12 protein-coding genes are annotated in these 17,144 nt (G+C 62.5%); 8 read left to right on the top strand and 4 right to left on the bottom strand.

The genetic code is table 11. The annotated features are described in order from the left end of the window. Positions 1–200: 200 nt before the first annotated feature. The 4 genes from AB4Z25_RS02220 to AB4Z25_RS02235 all read left to right on the top strand — a co-directional run bounded on the left by AB4Z25_RS02220 (position 201) and on the right by AB4Z25_RS02235 (position 6,682). On the top strand, positions 201–1,397 hold the full coding sequence (locus tag AB4Z25_RS02220) for an efflux RND transporter periplasmic adaptor subunit (RefSeq protein ID WP_112537730.1): 1,197 nt from the start codon (positions 201–203) through the stop codon (positions 1,395–1,397). Beyond that, positions 1,394–4,546, top strand: a complete 3,153-nt coding sequence (locus AB4Z25_RS02225) for an efflux RND transporter permease subunit (RefSeq protein WP_112537729.1) — start codon at positions 1,394–1,396, stop codon at positions 4,544–4,546. Before AB4Z25_RS02220 ends, AB4Z25_RS02225 begins: the two co-directional genes overlap by 4 nt. A gap of 266 nt (positions 4,547–4,812) precedes the next feature. Further along, a complete protein-coding gene (locus AB4Z25_RS02230) occupies positions 4,813–5,811 on the top strand; it encodes a flagellin N-terminal helical domain-containing protein (RefSeq protein WP_112537728.1) in 999 nt (332 codons plus the stop codon). Positions 5,812–6,016: 205 nt separating this feature from the next. Then, the gene (locus AB4Z25_RS02235; protein ID WP_112515899.1) at positions 6,017–6,682 is read left to right on the top strand and encodes an OmpA family protein; all 666 of its coding nucleotides are present in this window, start codon (positions 6,017–6,019) and stop codon (positions 6,680–6,682) included. Positions 6,683–6,732: 50 nt separating this feature from the next. Here AB4Z25_RS02235 and AB4Z25_RS02240 read toward each other — a convergent pair whose 3' ends face one another. Further along, entirely contained in the window at positions 6,733–7,140 is a 408-nt protein-coding gene (locus AB4Z25_RS02240) for a DUF2000 family protein (protein WP_112387019.1), read from the bottom strand. A 15-nt stretch (positions 7,141–7,155) separates the two neighbouring features. Between AB4Z25_RS02240 and AB4Z25_RS02245 the strand changes: the two genes are divergently transcribed. Next, on the top strand, positions 7,156–8,061 hold the full coding sequence (locus AB4Z25_RS02245; RefSeq protein ID WP_442207832.1) for an AraC family transcriptional regulator: 906 nt from the start codon (positions 7,156–7,158) through the stop codon (positions 8,059–8,061). Here the strand turns inward: AB4Z25_RS02245 and AB4Z25_RS02250 are convergent. From AB4Z25_RS02250 to AB4Z25_RS02260, 3 genes are all read right to left on the bottom strand, one after another. Beyond that, positions 8,021–9,118 carry an AbrB family transcriptional regulator gene (locus AB4Z25_RS02250; protein ID WP_112537727.1) on the bottom strand — a complete coding sequence of 366 codons (1,098 nt, stop codon included), beginning with the start codon at positions 9,116–9,118 and terminating at the stop codon, positions 8,021–8,023. The two genes, AB4Z25_RS02245 and AB4Z25_RS02250, sit on opposite strands and share 41 nt — an antisense overlap. Before the next feature lie 203 nt (positions 9,119–9,321). After that, entirely contained in the window at positions 9,322–9,537 is a 216-nt protein-coding gene (locus AB4Z25_RS02255) for a DUF6719 family protein (protein WP_442207833.1), read from the bottom strand. A gap of 119 nt (positions 9,538–9,656) precedes the next feature. Then, positions 9,657–10,559, bottom strand: a complete 903-nt coding sequence (locus AB4Z25_RS02260) for a LysR family transcriptional regulator (protein ID WP_112537726.1) — start codon at positions 10,557–10,559, stop codon at positions 9,657–9,659. A gap of 92 nt (positions 10,560–10,651) precedes the next feature. On the opposite strand from AB4Z25_RS02260, the gene AB4Z25_RS02265 reads away from it, so the two are divergent. From AB4Z25_RS02265 to AB4Z25_RS02275, 3 genes are all read left to right on the top strand, one after another. Beyond that, positions 10,652–11,686 carry an aldo/keto reductase gene (locus tag AB4Z25_RS02265; RefSeq protein ID WP_112537725.1) on the top strand — a complete coding sequence of 345 codons (1,035 nt, stop codon included), beginning with the start codon at positions 10,652–10,654 and terminating at the stop codon, positions 11,684–11,686. A gap of 140 nt (positions 11,687–11,826) precedes the next feature. Next, complete coding sequence (locus AB4Z25_RS02270; protein ID WP_112537724.1) at positions 11,827–13,239, top strand: FAD-linked oxidase C-terminal domain-containing protein; 1,413 nt, start codon at positions 11,827–11,829, stop codon at positions 13,237–13,239. Positions 13,240–13,328: 89 nt separating this feature from the next. Next, positions 13,329–17,078, top strand: a complete 3,750-nt coding sequence (locus AB4Z25_RS02275) for an AsmA family protein (protein ID WP_112537723.1) — start codon at positions 13,329–13,331, stop codon at positions 17,076–17,078. Positions 17,079–17,144 lie beyond the last annotated feature (66 nt).

Raw genomic sequence — 17,144 nt, forward strand, 5'->3', positions numbered from 1 at the left:
ATAATCGCTCATTCTCAAGCAAAAGTGACTTGCATCGCCTCTTTCCGGGGCGCGTCCAGATTACAATTCTGTAATGACGGACGGATACGCTTGAAGCCGGTTTGTAAAGGGGTGATATTGCCGCAGACAGGCGGGAATCTTGCCCCATACGCCTCTTTCGACCGACCCTGGTCCAACCTCGAGTCCCTCTGGAGACGTGAATGGCTTTCTGGAAGCAGTTTATTCTTTCTATTATCGTGATTGCTGCCGGTTTTGCCGGATGGATATTTTTTGTGCCGGGTTCGGCTGACAGTTTGAGAAATGCCGGGGTTCCCGAAAGTCTCGTTTCAAAGATTTCCTCTTCAGAGAAAACCGCCGAGGCAACAGCGCCAGCGGCCGGCGAAGGCCAGAGCCGCGGTGAGGGCGGCAACCGGCGCAATGGCGGCGGACGAAACGGCGCCGTGCTGGTGGTGACGCAAGCCGTGGTGCAGGGTGTCGTCAACGATCAGCTGAGCGCCATCGGCACCGGCGATGCGATCCGCTCCGTCGCCGTGACACCGCAGGCGACGGGCACGTTACGCGAAATCCACATCAAGTCCGGCGACAAGGTGAAGGCCGGTCAGGTTCTGGCGACGCTCGATAGCGAAGAGCAGGTAATCGCCAAGGGCCAGGCCGAAGTTGCGCTGAAGGCGGCGCTCGAGAAGTCCAATCTCTACCACAACATCAAATCCAGCGTGTCGCGCATGGATGTGTTCGACGCGGAGATCGCCGAGCAGGGCGCGCGCCTGCAGCTGCAGGCTGCCGATCTCAACCTGACGCGCCGCAATATCGTCGCACCGATCGATGGCATCGTCGGCATCGTGCCGGTCAATATCGGCGACAACGTCACGACGAGCACGCCGATCGTGACGCTCGACGACCGCAGCGAGATTCTCGTCGATTTCTGGGTGCCGGAGCGGTTCGCCAACACGGTGTCCGTCGGCCAGCCGGTCGATGCGACGTCGGTTGCGCGGGCGGGCCAAGTGTTCTCTGGCTCGGTCGAGGCGGTCGACAACCGTATCGATGCCGCCAGCCGGACGCTGCGGATCCGGGCGCGTATCGACAATACATCTGACGAGCTTCGCGCCGGCATGTCCTTCAATGTCGGCATGAAGTTTGCGGGCGACAAATATCCGGCGGTCGATCCGCTGTCGGTCCAGTGGGATTCGCAGGGTTCCTTCGTCTGGCAGGTCACCGATGGCAAGTCGCACAAGGTGCGCGTCAGCATCGTCCAGCGCAATCCGGACTTCGTTCTCGTCAAGGCCGATATCAAGGATGGCGACGCGATCGTCACCCAGGGCCTGCAGCGTGTGCGTGAGGGCGGAGCGGTGCGCGTCAGCAATGAGGTTGCCTCCAGCAACGGAGTGGCGACCCAATGAGCGTGACCGAGATTCCCGAGCGCGCCTCTGGCAAGCAGAGTTTTACTGCGCTCTTCGTGCGCCGGCCGATCCTGGCGCTGGTCTTCAATACGCTGATGGTCGTCGCAGGCCTTGCCGCCTATGTCGGCGTCGAGGTGCGCGAACTGCCTGATGTCGATCGTCCGGTCGTCACCGTGCGCACGACATTCGACGGCGCCTCGCCGCAGACCATCGATCAGGAGCTGACGAAGGTGATCGAGGGCGCGGTTGCTCGCGTCAGCGGCCTCAAGTCGATCTCCTCGCAGTCGCAGTTCGGCCAGAGCCGGGTGACCCTGGAGTTTTCCGATTCCATCGATCTGGCAGTTGCCGCCAACGACGTGCGCGATGCGATCGGCCGCATCACCCAGAACCTGCCCGATGACGCGGATGCGCCGCAGATCGTCAAGGCGGATTCGGATTCGCAGGCGATCATGCGCCTCGCCGTGACATCAAGCACGCTCAACATGGACGACCTGACGCTGCTCGTCGAAAACGAGATCGTCGACCGGCTCGCTTCCGTCGATGGCGTTGCCGATGTCGAGGAATATGGCGACCAGGAGAAGGTGTTCCGCGTCGATGTCGATCAAAGCGCACTGGCAAGCCGCGGCCTGACGGTCGGCGATCTGACGCAGGCGCTCGCCAACTCGGCGCTCGACGTGCCCGCCGGCTCGCTGAAAAGCACGACCCAGGATATCGTCGTGCGAGCCACGGCCAATCTGCAGACGCCGGAGGATTTCCAAAACGTCATCCTGCAGGATCGCGTCCGGCTTGGCGACGTCGCCACCGTCACGCTCGGACCGCGCGATGGCGAAACCGCGCTGCGCTCCAACGGCAATCCGGGCATCGGCCTCGGCATCATCCGCCAGGCGCAGTCGAATACGCTGAATATCTCGACCGGCATTCATGCCGCCGTCGAGCAGCTGTCGAAGACGCTGCCGGAGGGCACCAAGATCGCCATTACTAGCGACGATGCGGTGTTCATCGACGGCGCGATCCATGAGGTCGAGCTGGCGCTGATTCTGGCTGCCGTCATCGTCACCGCCGTCATCTATCTCTTCCTGCGCGACTGGCGGGCAACGCTGATCCCGGCGGTCAGCATGCCGGTGGCGCTGATCGGCACGCTGGCGGCGATCTATATGGTCGGCTTCTCGATCAATATCCTGACGCTGCTGGCGATCGTGCTGGCGACGGGCCTCGTCGTGGACGATGCGATCGTCGTGCTCGAAAACATCGTCAGGCGGCGCTCCGAGGGGATGGGGCCGCGTGCTGCGGCCGTTCTCGGCACCCGCGAAGTGTTCTTCGCGGTTATCGCGACAACCGCAACGTTGGCGGCCGTGTTCATTCCGCTGTCATTCCTGCCGGGGCAGGTGGGCGGTCTGTTCCGCGAATTCGGCTTCGTGCTCGCCTTCTCGGTCGGGCTTTCATCGCTGGTGGCGCTGACGCTCTGCCCGATGCTGGCGTCGCGGATGCTGACCAAGCCGATGAAGGAAGATCATGGCCTGCTCGGCCGCTTCGGAACGCTGTTTGCCGACACCTATAAATGGGGTCTGCAGCGCTGCCTGAATGCGCCTTTCGTGGTCATCGTCGCTTCGCTGCTGTTCGGCTGCGCGGCGCTGATCGCCTTTTCGACGGTCAAGAGCGAGCTGACGCCGAACGAAGACCGCGCCATGGTAATGATGCGGCTGACGGCGCCGCAGGGCTCCAGCCTCGAATATACGCGCGACAAGATGCAGCGCGTCGAGGAATATCTGCAGCCGCTGGTCGATAGTGGTGATATCCGCAACGTTTTCTCGATTTCGGGACAGGGCGGCCAGGCCAATAGCGGCTTCATGGTGCTGACCCTTGCGCCCTGGGGCGAGCGCGAGCGGACGCAGGCGGAGATCGTCCAGGATATCAACCAGGCGGCATCGCGCGTTCCGGCGCTGCGCGGCAACGCGATCTCCTCGAACAGCTTGCGCATTCGCGGCGCCGGCAACGGGTTGCAGCTGGCGCTGATCGGCAACAATTACGACGATCTCACGGCGTCAGCGCTGAAGCTCGTTCAGGCACTCGATGCCACCGGTCAGTACGACACGCCGCGCCTGACCAACGAGCCATCACAGGCGCAGGTTTCCGTGGCGATCGACCGCGAGCGGGCATCCGATCTCGGTATCGATATCACCGGTCTTTCGACGGCGATCCAGTCGCTGCTGGAGGGGCGTTCGGTGGTCGATGTGTTCGTTGATGGTGAGTCCTATCCGGTGCTTCTGACCTCGACGACACGGCCGATCGATGATCCGACCGATCTCGAAAACGTCTTCCTGAAAACCGGAGACGGCAAGATCGTGCCTATGTCGGTCATCGCCTCGCTGAAGGAAGGCTCGGTGGCGCCGCAGCTGAACCGCGAATCGCAGCTGGCCTCGGTGGCGATCACCGCGGGTCTGAAGGATGGCATGTCGCTCGGCGATGCCGTCAAGCAGGTCACCGAGATCGCAACGCCGCTGCTGCCGCCGGGCGCCCGGCTGCTGCCGCTGGCGGAAGCGGCGACGCTGGAGGAAAATTCCAGCGGCATGGCGCTGACCTTCGGCTTCGCGATCGTCATCATCTTCCTGGTGCTGGCGGCGCAGTTCGAAAGCGTGCTGTCGTCGCTGATCATCATGTCGACGGTGCCGCTCGGTCTTGCCTGCGCGGTCTTTGCGTTGATCATCACCGGATCGAGCCTCAACATCTACAGCCAGATTGGCCTGGTGCTGCTTGTCGGCGTCATGGCGAAGAACGGCATTCTGATCGTCGAGTTCGCCAACCAGCTGCGCGATCATGGCGTAGCGGTGCGCGAGGCGATCGAGCGGGCCTGCGAGCTTCGTCTACGCCCCGTGATGATGACGATGATCGCGACCATTCTTGGGGGCGTTCCGCTGGTCTTTGCGCATGGTGCCGGTGCCGAAGCCCGCGTCGCGCTTGGCTGGGTGATCGTCGGTGGGCTGGGTTTCGCAACGCTGGTGACGCTGTTCATCACCCCCGTCGCTTACCTTCTGATCGCCCGTTTCGCCAAGCCGCATGCGCATGAAGAGGCCCGGCTGCACGAGGAAATGTCGGATGCGGCGCGCCCGAAACCGGTGCCGGATCCACAGCAGCTCCAGGCCGCCGAGTAACGCATTGCAACTCTATTTCGAGAAGGTGCCGCGGCTCGTCCGCGGCACCTTTTTATAGTCAACGAGCAATTGCAAAACAGCGTGAATCAATTGCGAATGTTAGCCGTTTTTTAAGTATAAGCGGCAATGATCGCCTCGTGACCGATCAATGCCTCCAGCGTTTTTGGAGGTGCATTTTCCGCTGATTTTCAGCGCCCGAACATGACGTTTCGCGGACCCGGTCATGTCAGTTAGTTGCGTATAGTTGTGTTCGGAGTTCTAGTTCTGTGAGTATCTTTCAACGCACATCGGTTGATGCGGCGCTTCATATCCTGCGCGATACCAACCGCAATTTGACCACGACACAAAATCATGTTTCCTCGGGCCTTCGCGTCGAAAAGGCGAAGGACAACGGTGCCTATTGGGCGATTGCCACGACCGTCCGCACCGACAACAAGGCGAACGGAGCGATCCAGGACGCGCTGGGCATGGCGGCGGCCACCATGGGGGTCGCCTATACCGCGGTTTCCAGCGCCATCGAGATCGTCTCCACGATCAAATCGAAGCTGGTTGCGGCCACCGAGAACGGTGTCGACAAGGCCAAGATCAACGATGAGATCACCCAGCTGAAGGCGCAGCTGCGCTCGGTGTCTGAAGCAGCGAGCTTCAACGGCGACAACTGGGTGGTTCTGACCGACGAAGACGATCCGACGAAGCCGAAGGAGATCCCGGCGGCGTTCATTCGGGGCGATGATGGCTCGGTCAAGGTCTCGACGCTCACCTATCACATCGATATGCCGTCCACTGGTGTGACGACCTCTCAGGACGCCCGATACATGGTCGACGACCGCGCCGGCGGCACCGGTGAATATGGGGCGCTGACCACGGATCATTTTGCGACCGAGCTTGGTGCCGCGAAGAATTACGTGATGATGTTCAGCAAAGAGGGAAATACGGCCGGTCAGGTCGAGGTCGGACTCGACGCCAATAGCTCGGCTGACGACATCAAGGATATGATCGGCGTGACCGATGCGGCGCTGAAGCAGATGACGACCGTTGGCTCGTCATTCGGGGCGCTGGAAAAACGCATCGATCTGCAGAACGATTTCGCCAAGTCGCTGACCGATTCCTACACGTCCGGCATCGGACGCCTCGTGGACGCCAATATGGAAGAGGAGAGCGGCCGGCTGGCGGCCCTGCAGACGCAGAAGCAGCTCGGTCTGCAGGCTTTGCAGATCGCCAATGCCAGCTACAACACGATCACCCAGCTCTTCCAGGGCATCTGAGTTCTATACGCTGAAATCGAATCGCCCGGGCCATCCCCGGGCTGTTTGCGTTCGGCCGCTTCGTAAAGCTGGTGATATCCGGGCACAGTTGGCAGTCCTGCGTGTGCATTTCCAGAATTTTGGGCTATCGGATGATCGCATTCATCTTGTTGCCGCATTCCTTAATATTTGCTCGGGTCAGCTTCGAACGGAGAGCCTTCTGCCCATGATCAAGAAATTCCTTCTTCTGGCGCTTGCCGCCAGCTATCTGAGCGCCTGCACCACGACCGACCCCTATACGGGCGAGCAGAAGATGTCGAACACCGCGGGTGGTGCGATGCTGGGTGCCGTTGGCGGCGCGTTGGCAGGGGCAGCGCTCGGCGGACGCGGCCATGGTGCGCGCAACGCGGCACTGATCGGGGCCGGCGTCGGTGCGCTTGCCGGTGGCGCGATCGGCAACTACATGGACCAACAGGAAGCGGAGCTTCGCCAGCAGCTCGAAGGCACGGGCATCTCGGTGACCCGCAACGGCGACAGCATCATTCTCAACATGCCATCGAACATCACCTTCGACGTCGATCAGGACGCGGTGAAGCCGGGCTTCTATCAGACGCTGAATTCGGTCGCGATCGTGCTGCGCAAGTTCAACCGCACGCTCATCGACGTCAACGGCCACACGGATTCGACCGGCAGCCTGCAGCATAACCAGGATCTGTCGCAGCGCCGCGCCCTGTCGGTTGCCGATTATCTCGGCGGCCAGGGCATCGATCAGCGGCGCGTTTCGGCCGTGGGCTTCGGTCCGTCGCAGCCTGTCGCATCGAACGCGACGGAAGCGGGCCGTGCGCAGAACCGCCGCGTCGAAATCCAGATCGCTCCGGTTACCCAGGGCTGATTCGTCTTTCTCGATTGCAGACGGCCGGGTCATCGCCCGGCCGTTTTCGTTCAGGCATGCATGGATGCGCCCTTGGTGATCTTGTCGACGATCTTCTTGTCGGCGCGCAGCGCGATGCCGACGACCTTGGCGTCATCGGGCGCGAATTCTGCAAAGACGGCGCGGTTGGCGGCATCGTGGCCGGTGGCAAACATTTCCTCGATGAAAATCGACGTCGCGACGCCGCGCTCAAGAGATCGCCGGTGAACGGCTGATATCGTCGCGTCGTCGGCCGACAGCACGATGATTGGCTGTATGGAAAGCGGGTTGTAGAGATTTCCGGCGCGATCCCTGTAGGCTTCGCCGAGGATCTCCGGGTGCCGTCCGGCGATGCCGCTCATCAGGAAGGCTGTGACGTTCAGCGTCTGCCAGGATGCAAGATTGTTTCGCAGGACGATCGCAATTTTGGTATCAAACATGTTCAAGTCTTTCAGATGCGTTTCGAGGTAGCCTTGAGCGAGGATGTAAATTCAACGGTCTTTGCGGGTCTTGAACATTTGTGCGCCCCTCTTGCGGGCGACGGGATCCTGACCGCGCCGGCATTTCCGGGGATCGAGCGCATCGAGGCGCAGTTTTCAGGCAATGCCTTCGAGCCGCACCGCCACGACACCTATGCGATCGGCGTGACGCTGAAGGGCGTGCAGACCTTCAGCTATCGTGGCGAGAGGCGTTTCAGCATGCCGGGGCAGGTGATCGTGCTGCATCCGGACGAGGAACATGACGGCGGTGCGGGGACCGAGGATGGGCTGCAATACCGCATGCTCTACATAGAGCCGGCGCTGGTCGCCGACTGTCTGGAGATGGAGAAGGTGGGGCTGCCATTTGTCGATGAACCCGTTTTCGGCGATACGGCGCTGGCTGGCGTGCTGCTCGGCGCGCTTGCGGATCTCGATGGTGAGCTGGACGGATTGTTCGTCGACGATTTTCTGACCGACGTGGCGGGAGGCCTGGTGCGGCACGCTGGTGCATCGGTCCGCCCGATCGGCAAGATCGCCTGGCGGCAGGCGCGGCGGGCACGGGACTATCTCGAGGCCCATGCGACGCGCGCCGTTCATTCCAGCGAACTGGAGACGGTGACCGGCCTCGACCGGTTCACGCTGTCCCGGCATTTCCGCGCCGCCTTCGCCACCAGTCCGCACCGCTATCTGCTGATGCGGCGGCTGCAGCAGGCAAAGGCGTTGATCATTGCAGGCGAGAAGCTGCCGGAGGTCGCCTTTGCGACCGGTTTCGCCGACCAGAGCCATCTCAACCGGCATTTCAAGAAGGCCTATGGGATGACGCCGGGGCAGTGGGCTTCTCTCAGACGCGGCTCATCGCCAGTCCGCTCTTTCGCGCAATGAAGCGGGCGAGCATCGGGCCGGTCAACAGGATCACCAGGAAACGCCCGACCTGCATCGCCATGACGAACGGCACGTCGACATCGCTCGATGCAGCGATGATGGCGACGGAATCCGCGCCTCCGGGACTGGTCGCCAGATAGGCCGTGAGGGGATCGACGCCGGCGAGCTTGTGAAGCGCGAAGGCCATCAATCCGCAGATCGACATCAGCGTCAGGATCGAGGCGGCCACGCGCGGCAGGGCGCGGGCGGCATGGGCGATGATCGAAGGCGTGAAGCGCAGGCCGATGCTCCAGCCGATCAGGGCGTAGCTGATGGCGAGCAGCCAGAGCGGCAGCTCGATGGTGAGCAGGCCGAGGCCCTGCAGCGTCGACCCGGCGATCAGCGGCAGGATGATCGTGCCGCCCTGAATGCGGAAGCGGGCGGCGGAATAGGTGCAGAGGCAGGTCAGCGCCATCGTTGCGGCAAAAGCCGGCCAGTCGATCGGCGGGAAGAAAATCAGCGGCGGCGGCTCAGTGCCTTCCGCACTTGCCCAGAGTGTCGAGACCACAGAGGCGGCGACGGCAACGAAGACGACACGCAGATATTGCATGAAGGCGACGAGGCGGGCATCGGCCCCGTAGGCTTCCGACATGATGGTCATCGCCGAGGCGGCACCGGGCGACGAGCCCCAAACGGCGGTCGTGCCTGGCAGGACCTGCCATCTGGTCAGGACATAGCCGAGCAAGCCCGCGGCAGCGATGATCGAGAAGATCATCGACAGGAAGAGCAGGGCGTCGTCGGCCATTGTCTGGACGATGTCGACGGTGATGGCGCGGGCCATCAGGAAGCCCACGAGTGCCTGGCCGAAGAGCAGCGGCCAGCGCGGGACGCGGAGCTGCGATTTCGAGGCGGTCAACGCGAGAACGATCGCGGCGACCATCGGTCCGATCAGCAGCGATGCCGGCAGGCCGAGCATTTCCAGCCCGAGAACCAGAAGCGTCGAAAACGCGAGCAGGATCGCCCAGCGGGGCAGGCTCGCTCTCGAAGGCAGGACGCTGGCAAGGGCTTTGAACGGCATTGATGCGATCTTTTTGGCCGATCGAGTTTACCGCGCGGGGCGGTCGAAGGCAGGGATCGGCATGACTTCTCAGACCGGTGGGGGATGCCGGGGCGCAGTGCCGGTATATTTGTCAGCGCGCGTCAGGGTCAACTGCAAATCTGGCATTGCGCGCCACCATCACCGGTGGCACGCGATGCGTGTGAGTCGAGCGGCGTGTCCGTTCACTTATGAACGCATTTCTTGCTGATGTTGTTGTTTCTTTTCGCTTTGGTGAACTTTGCGATCATCCCGGCGGGGCAGGTCTTGTCGTCGAACAGCACCGGCTCTCCCGGCGTCATCGTCGCCGCCGTCGGCTTTGTCGTCACCGTCTTGGTCTCTGCGCTCGCCGGGGATGTCAGCATCGCAAGGACCGCTCCTGCCGACGACAGAACGGTCATTCCTCTCATTTTCGGGTTGGCCTTGGCTTGCATCTCGGTGTCCCTCCGTTGCCGGAAAGAACACAACTATGCTTTGCGTCCTCTGCCAATTCGCCTTTTAGAGCTAGCTGTGTGGGGGATCATAGCTTGGCGTGGGTAGCCAGAAAATCGAGGAGGGCGCGAACGCGGGCGGGAAGCGGGCCACCCTGGCCGATATAGACGGCATAGAAATCCTCGATATCGCCGGGATTGAACGCTTCCATGACGACGGTAAGTCTCCCAGCGGCAATGTCCTGCCGTAGCGTGAAGGCCGCGAGCCGGGCCATGCCTGCGCCGGCGAGCGCCATATGGCGCATCGCTTCGCCATCGCTGACCTGCACGCCGGGCGTTACCGGTACGTTGACCGTCTGGCCATCGCTGATGAGCGGCCAGCCCTGAATGGCGCGCGAATAGGAAAAGCCAACGCGGCAGTGCTTTTCGAGATCGGCGATGGATTTGGGCTCGCCATGCCGGGCGAGATAGTCCGGCGAGGCGACAATAAAATTGCGAGTGCTGCCAAGCTTGCGGGCGACGAGGCTGGAGCTCTTCATCGGACCGGCGCGGATCGCGACGTCGGCTCGCTCTTCCATCAGATCGACGATCCGGTCTGTCTGGGTGATGTCGAGGGTGATGCCGGGATGCAGCGCCATGAACTGCGGCACCAGCGGTGCGAGGATATGATTGCCGAACGAGCCGCTGGTATTGATGCGGATAGGGCCGGTCGCCTGCTCGCCAGCCGAGGCATAGCGTTCGGCCTCGGCGATATCGGCGAGGATGGTGACGCTGCGCTGGTAGAAGGCGGTTCCCTCGGGCGTCAGTTGCAGCTTGCGGGTCGAGCGGTTGATCAGGCGTGTGCCGAGCCGCGCTTCGAGGCGGGTCATCAGTTTGCTGACGGCGGACGGCGTCATGCGACAGGCCGCGGCGGCCGCCGAGAATCCGCCGAGTTCGACGGCCCGGACGAAGACTTCCATTTCGCCCGAGCGGTTGATGTCCTGTCTGCTCATGATGAATTCAAGTCATAGATGAGTTTCCTTGCAGCAATCTATATCGCGGTATTCGCAGTGTCTATCTCTGCTGGAGCAACAGGAGAAAGACCATGGAATACAGAAATCTCGGCAGATCTGGCCTGCGCGTTCCGGTGCTCAGCTTCGGTGCCGGCACCTTTGGTGGATCCGGGCCGCTGTTTGGCGCCTGGGGCAATACCGACGCCACTGAGGCAAGGCGGCTGGTGGATATCTGCCTCGAGGCCGGCGTCAATCTGTTCGACACCGCCGATGTCTATTCGGCTGGCGCTTCGGAAGAGGTGCTGGGGCAGGCGATCCGCGGCAAGCGCGATCAGGTGCTGATCTCAACCAAGACCGGGCTGCCCACCGGCGACGGACCGGCAGACTGGGGGACTTCGCGGTCGCGTCTGATCCGCTCTGTCGACGACGCGCTCCGCCGTCTTGGCACTGACTATATCGATCTGCTGCAACTGCACGCCTTCGATGCTTCGACGCCGGTCGAGGAAGTTCTGGCAGCGCTCGATGGTCTCGTCGCGGCCGGAAAGCTGCGTTACACCGGTGTCTCGAACTTTGCCGGCTGGGAGCTGATGAAATCGCTCGCCGCCGCTGACGCCAACGGCCATCCGCGCTATGTCGCGCACCAGGTCTATTACTCGCTGGCAGGCCGCGACTATGAATGGGAACTGATGCCGCTCGGTGCCGACCAGGGCGTCGGCGCGCTGGTCTGGAGCCCGCTTGCCTGGGGCCGTCTGACCGGCAAGATCCGCCGCGGCCAGCCGCTGCCCGAAGGCAGCCGCCTGCATCAGACGGCGGAATTCGGCCCGCCGGTTGACGACGAGAAGCTCTACGACATTGTCGATGTGCTCGAAGCGATCGCAGCGGAAACCGGCCGCACGGTGCCGCAGATCGCCATCAACTGGCTGACCAGCCGTCCGACCGTCTCAAGCGTCATCATCGGCGCCCGCAACGAAGCCCAGCTTCGCCAGAACCTCGAAGCCGTCGGCTGGTCATTGACCAAGGAGCAGATCGGCAGGCTGGACAGAGTCAGCACGCAGACGGCGCCTTATCCCTACTTTCCCTACCGCCGGCAGGAAGGCTTTGCCCGGCTCAATCCGCCGATCGTCTGACCGCTGATAGCAGGGGCGGCCTCATGCAAAAGGCCGCCCCGTCATCATCCTGATTACGGTCAATCTTGACTGGACATGTCTTCCCAGTTGTCTCATACCAGCCTGCCTGTCGATGGTGGAATGTATTGGAGATCAACGGGATGGCTCTCAAGGACGCGAAATCCGGATCGCGCAACGAGGCGGGGATCGCCGCCGTTCTCGGCATCCTCAAACAGAGCTTCGGCGAGCGCTTCCAGACCGGCGAATCCTTTCGCGCCCAGCACGCCCACACGACCACCTATATTCCGGCGCAGCTACCTGATGGCGTTCTCTTTGCCGAGACCGCCGATGATGTGAAAGCCGCCGTCAGGGTTTGCGCGGAGCACAAAGTACCTCTGATCGGCTTCGGCACCGGCTCGTCGCTGGAGGGGCAGGTGAACGCGCCGAATGGCGGCATCTCGATCGATTTCAGCCGGATGAACCGTGTTCTCGAAGTCAATGCCGAGGATTTGGACTGCACCGTCGAGCCCGGTATCACCCGCGAAGAACTCAACGTCTATCTGCGCGATACCGGTCTGTTCTTCCCGATCGATCCCGGCGCCAATGCCTCGATCGGCGGCATGGCCTCGACGCGCGCCTCAGGCACCAACGCCGTGCGCTACGGAACGATGAAGGACAACGTGCTGTCGGTGACTGTAGTCACCGCGAGTGGCGAGGAAGTCCACACCGCGCGGCGGGCGCGCAAGTCTTCGGCGGGATACGACATGACGCGGCTCTTTGTCGGTTCCGAGGGCACGCTCGGCATCCTGACCTCGGTGACGCTCCGGCTGCAGGGCATTCCGCAGAAGATCGGAGGCGGCGTCTGCGCCTTCCCGACGATCAAGGCAGCCTGTGACGCTGTCATCATGACCATCCAGATGGGCATTCCGGTCGCCCGCATCGAGCTTCTCGATGCGCTGCAGATCAGGTGCTGCAACGCCTATTCGAACCTCGACTATGAGGAAACGCCGACGCTGTTTCTGGAATTCCACGGTACCGACGAGACCGTCGCGCTGCAATCGCAGCAGTTTGCCGAGATCGCTACCGAATGCGGCGGCGGCGAATTCCTGTGGACCGTCAATGCCGAAGAGCGCGCCAAGCTCTGGAAGGCCCGCCATAACGCCTACTGGGCTTCGCGGGCGCTGGCGCCCGAGCTTGCCGCACTTTCGACGGATGTCTGTGTTCCTATCTCACGGCTGGCGGATTGCATCACCGAGACGCAGGCAGATATCGAAGCGAACGGATTGCTGGCGATGATCGTCGGGCATGCCGGCGACGGGAATTTTCATGTGCTTGTGCTTTTCGACGACAAGACCAGCGAGGGCATTTCGGCCGTCGAGAATTTCGTGGCGCGATTGAATGCCCGGGCGCTCGAGATGGATGGAACATGCACCGGCGAACATGGGATCGGGCAGGGGAAGATGTCATTTCTGGAACAGGAACTCGGCGGCACCGTCGATCTGATGCGGCAGGTCAAGCGCTCGCTCGATCCGGACAATATCTTCAACCCCGGCAAGATTTTCCATCTCGGCTGAAAACGGAACAATCTCATGATCTTCGGTCTTGCTACCGGCATGAATAACAGTAGTGTCGGCAACAGAATTCCGAATGGAGAATCCTTGATTTGATAGGCCGGTTCCTCGTCTTTCTGGGGGGAGTGATCGTCGTAGTGCTCGTTGTGGCGCTATTCGCACCGCTATTCATAGACTGGACCGATTTCCGCAAGAATTTCGAGGATCAGGCAAGCCGCATCATCGGCAAGAAAGTCACCGTGCACGGCACCGTCGATGCGCGGCTTCTGCCGTTTCCATCAGTGACGCTGCATGACGTGCGCGTCGGCCAGGAGCCCGATGGGCAGCCGATCGTGCAGGTCGAGCAGTTTTCGATGGATGCCGAGCTGGCGCCTTTCCTGTCGGGCGAAGCGCTGATTTTCGACATGCGGGTCGTCAATCCGAAGGTTCGCCTGCGGCTACAGAAAGACGGGACGCTGGACTGGACGCGCGGCAGCCAGTCTGAGATCCCGGCCAAGACAGTCGTACTCGAAAATGTGCATGTCAGTGGCGGCGATGTGCAGTTCATCGACGATCAGTCCGGCCGCTCGCGCCATATTACCGGCCTCAATGCCGAGATGTCGGCGAAATCGCTTGCCGGTCCCTGGCGGATCGACGGTGATGCGACGCTCGATGGTGAGCATGGCAGTTTCGTGATCGCCAGTGGTCAGCCGGATGAAAACGGTGCGCTGAAGGTCCGCACCCGGCTGGTTCCGGATCAGCATCCCGTCAGCGTCGATCTTGATGGCGAGCTGAAGCTCGTCGATCGCAAGCCGAATTATCAAGGCACGATGTCGGCGGCGATCGAGAACCGCGGGCAGGCGAAGAGCGACAAGACTGCACCGCCCCCTCGCGTCAAGGGTCGCTTCGAACTGACCAACGAGCGCATCCGCGTGCCTGATTACCGGCTGGAAATCGGCTCGACCGACGATCCCTATGTGATAACAGGCGAAGCGACGCTCGATACCGGCAGTGCGCCGGAGTTCCTGCTGATCGCCAATGGCCAGCAGATCGACGTCAACAGGATCGGCAATCAGGGCGCCGGCGGCAAGACGGCGCGCGATCCTGGCCTGTCGGCCCGCCAGCGTCTCAATTCGCTTATCAATATCGTTGCCCAGGTCCCGATCCCGCAGGTGCCCGGCAAGGCGAGCGTCCGGCTACCGGCGATCGTTGCCGGCGATACGACGATCCGCGACGTGCAGCTCGATCTGCAACCGGCCGGCGACGGCTGGACGATCGACGATGCTGTCGGAACGCTGCCCGGCCGCACGCAGGTGGAAGGCACGGGGCGCCTCGCGCTGCGCGGTCAGCCGTCCTTCAACGGGCATGTGACAGTGGCATCCAACCAGCCGAGCGGGCTTGCATCATGGCTCGCCGGTTCCGTCGATCCGTCGATCCGCCAGCTGCGGCAGGCTGGCTTCTCGGCGGATGTCAGCCTGACCCACCATAGGCAGGCTTTCGACAATCTGGAGATCGCCGTTGGTCCGGCAACGCTGAAGGGCAGGCTGGAGCGGCTGGCACCGAAGGACCAGACGCCGTCGCTGAACGTGGCGCTCGGCGGCGACGCGCTCGATCTCGATGCGCTGCGGGCGCTGACTGGGCTGTTCACCGGCCAGGACGCCGGCGACAACGTGCTCGATCACAAGATCACCGCGCAGCTTAAGGCCGACAAGTTTACCGCTTTCGGCGTCGAGGCGGCCAATGTCGAGACCAGTTTTACGATTGCAGACGGCGCGCTGGCGATCGAAAAGCTGGCGGTGAAGAATTTTGCCGGTGCGGAATTGACTGCCACCGGCCGCGCCGAAGGCTCGCTGCTCGACTACAAGGGCTCCGGCGAGATCACCTTCAAGTCGGCCGACCCCGGCCCGTTCTTCACCATGCTGAAGGAGCATCTGCCTGGTCATCCCGTAATGGACCGGCTGGTGCGCAATGCCGCCTGGTACACCAACACGGCGCTTCGCGGAGCGCTGACGCTTGGTGGCGATCAGGGCGACGGGCTGACGCTGACGCTCGCCGGCGTTTCGAACGGCAGCCGGGTCAATCTCGATTACCGGATGTCCGATCTTCTGGCGCTGACAGGCAAGGGAACGACCAGCCTGGAGGGGACGCTTGAGAATGCGACCACGGCCGTGCTCTTCGGCCAGGCCGGGCTCGACCCGCTGCCTGTCGAGGCCGATGCCAATGGCAGGCTGTCGCTCAAGGTTCAAGTTACCGACTCGGATCCCGCCGATGCATCGCTGGCCTTTGCGACCGACCGGACGTCGTTCACTGCCAGTGGCAAGGTCGATGTCCGCCCGGAAAACTTCATGAACGGCCAGATCGGCATATCGCTTGAGAGCGCCGATCTCGACCCGTACCTGATTATGAACGGTATTGCGTTGCCGCAGCTCGGAACCGGCCTGCCGTTCGGGCTGCAGACGACGGCGACCATCGATGGCGGAAAGATCGTCTTTGCTGATCTGAAGGGCCACGCCGCCGACAACAAGTTTTCCGGCGGGCTGACCGTTGACCGCAAAGCTGACAAGACCACTGCGACAGGCGACCTGTCGCTCGACCGTGCCGATGCGATCTGGCTCGGTGAGACCGTCTATGGACCGATGACCGATGCCGCGACCGGCAATCTGACGACACAGGGGCTCGGACAGCCGGTGTTCAAGGACACCGACGTCAATCTGAAGTTTTCGGCGAAACAGTTCTGGCCGGGCTGGTCCGGCGCGATCAACGATTTTTCGAGCACCATTGCCTACAAGGGCGACGAGTTGCAGCTGAACGGCATGCAGGGCAACTGGGACGGCGGCAAGCTTTCCGGCAATATGCTCTTCACCAATGCCGACGGAACCGGGTTCTTCCAGACCAAGCTGGCGCTCGCCGATGCCGATCTCGGCGGTGTGATCTGGGCGCGTGACGGAACGCCGGTTGCCAGCGGCAAGTTCGGCCTATCGATGAGCTCGGAAGCCTCGGGCAAGACGATGACGGAGCTTGCGAGTTCGCTGACCGGCTCGGGCGAACTTCGGCTGGGCGACACCAGTGTGCGCGGCCTGAATCTTGCGATCCTTGCGCCGCTGCTGTCGGCCACCGATCCGATGAAGGACCAGCTGAACGCCGGCAAGGTGCATCCGATCGTCGAGACGCTGCTGAACAACGGCGAGGCGAAGCTGCCGCCGCTGGGTATTCCCTTCAACATTACCGACGGCGTGCTGCGCGTGCAGAACGTCACCGTCGCCAACGACCTTGCCAAGGTCACCGGCAATGCGCAGATCGATCTGCCGCAGGAGCGGGTGAACGCTTCGCTCGATATCGGCCTCAATCCCGGCAACGAGGTGCTGTCCGGTGCCGACCCGGCATTGCGGCTCGATTTCTCCGGCCTTCTGGCATCGCCCGGCCGGACGATGGATGTCACCGACATCACCGGTTACCTGTCGCTGCGCGCCTTCGAGCGCGAACGCCGCCGTGTCGAGCGGCTGCAGGCCAACGTACTGGAAAAGCAGCGGCTGCGCCGCGAAGTGGCCCTCTACAAGTTCAATGACGCCGAGCGCGCCAGGGCAGCGGCGATCGAGGCTGAGCGCAAGGCCGAGGAAGACCGCCTGAGAGCGCTTGCGGAAGAGGCTGCCCGGCAGAAGGCGGAAGCCGATGCGAGAGCCAAGGCAGAAGCTGATGCAAAGGCAAAGGCCGAGGCGGATGCGAAAGCCGCTGCAGACGCCAAGGCGGCCGCTGCCGCGGAAGCGCAGCGCCGTGCCGAAGGGCAACTGGTCGATCCGGCACCGCCCGTGAGCGGCAACAAGCTGAATTTCGACACGCTGCCGGGCGTGCCGGTGCAGCAATAATCAGAGCGGATCGGGATTACCGTTCTCCGCGGATTCCTAAATTCGCGCGCGCCGGTCTTCACAGGA

Origin of the sequence: Rhizobium sp. RAF36, from assembly GCF_052114105.1 — a bacterium.
GTDB lineage: Bacteria > Pseudomonadota > Alphaproteobacteria > Rhizobiales > Rhizobiaceae > Rhizobium.

Coding starts and splice junctions, on each gene's coding strand:
- AB4Z25_RS02220 (WP_112537730.1), top strand. CDS start 201: ATGGCTTTCTGGAAGCAGTTTATTCTTTCTATTATCGTGATTGCTGCC.
- AB4Z25_RS02225 (WP_112537729.1), top strand. CDS start 1,394: ATGAGCGTGACCGAGATTCCCGAGCGCGCCTCTGGCAAGCAGAGTTTT.
- AB4Z25_RS02235 (WP_112515899.1), top strand. CDS start 6,017: ATGATCAAGAAATTCCTTCTTCTGGCGCTTGCCGCCAGCTATCTGAGC.
- AB4Z25_RS02240 (WP_112387019.1), bottom strand. CDS start 7,140: ATGTTTGATACCAAAATTGCGATCGTCCTGCGAAACAATCTTGCATCC.
- AB4Z25_RS02245 (WP_442207832.1), top strand. CDS start 7,156: ATGCGTTTCGAGGTAGCCTTGAGCGAGGATGTAAATTCAACGGTCTTT.
- AB4Z25_RS02250 (WP_112537727.1), bottom strand. CDS start 9,118: ATGCCGTTCAAAGCCCTTGCCAGCGTCCTGCCTTCGAGAGCGAGCCTG.
- AB4Z25_RS02255 (WP_442207833.1), bottom strand. CDS start 9,537: ATGACCGTTCTGTCGTCGGCAGGAGCGGTCCTTGCGATGCTGACATCC.
- AB4Z25_RS02260 (WP_112537726.1), bottom strand. CDS start 10,559: ATGAGCAGACAGGACATCAACCGCTCGGGCGAAATGGAAGTCTTCGTC.
- AB4Z25_RS02265 (WP_112537725.1), top strand. CDS start 10,652: ATGGAATACAGAAATCTCGGCAGATCTGGCCTGCGCGTTCCGGTGCTC.
- AB4Z25_RS02270 (WP_112537724.1), top strand. CDS start 11,827: ATGGCTCTCAAGGACGCGAAATCCGGATCGCGCAACGAGGCGGGGATC.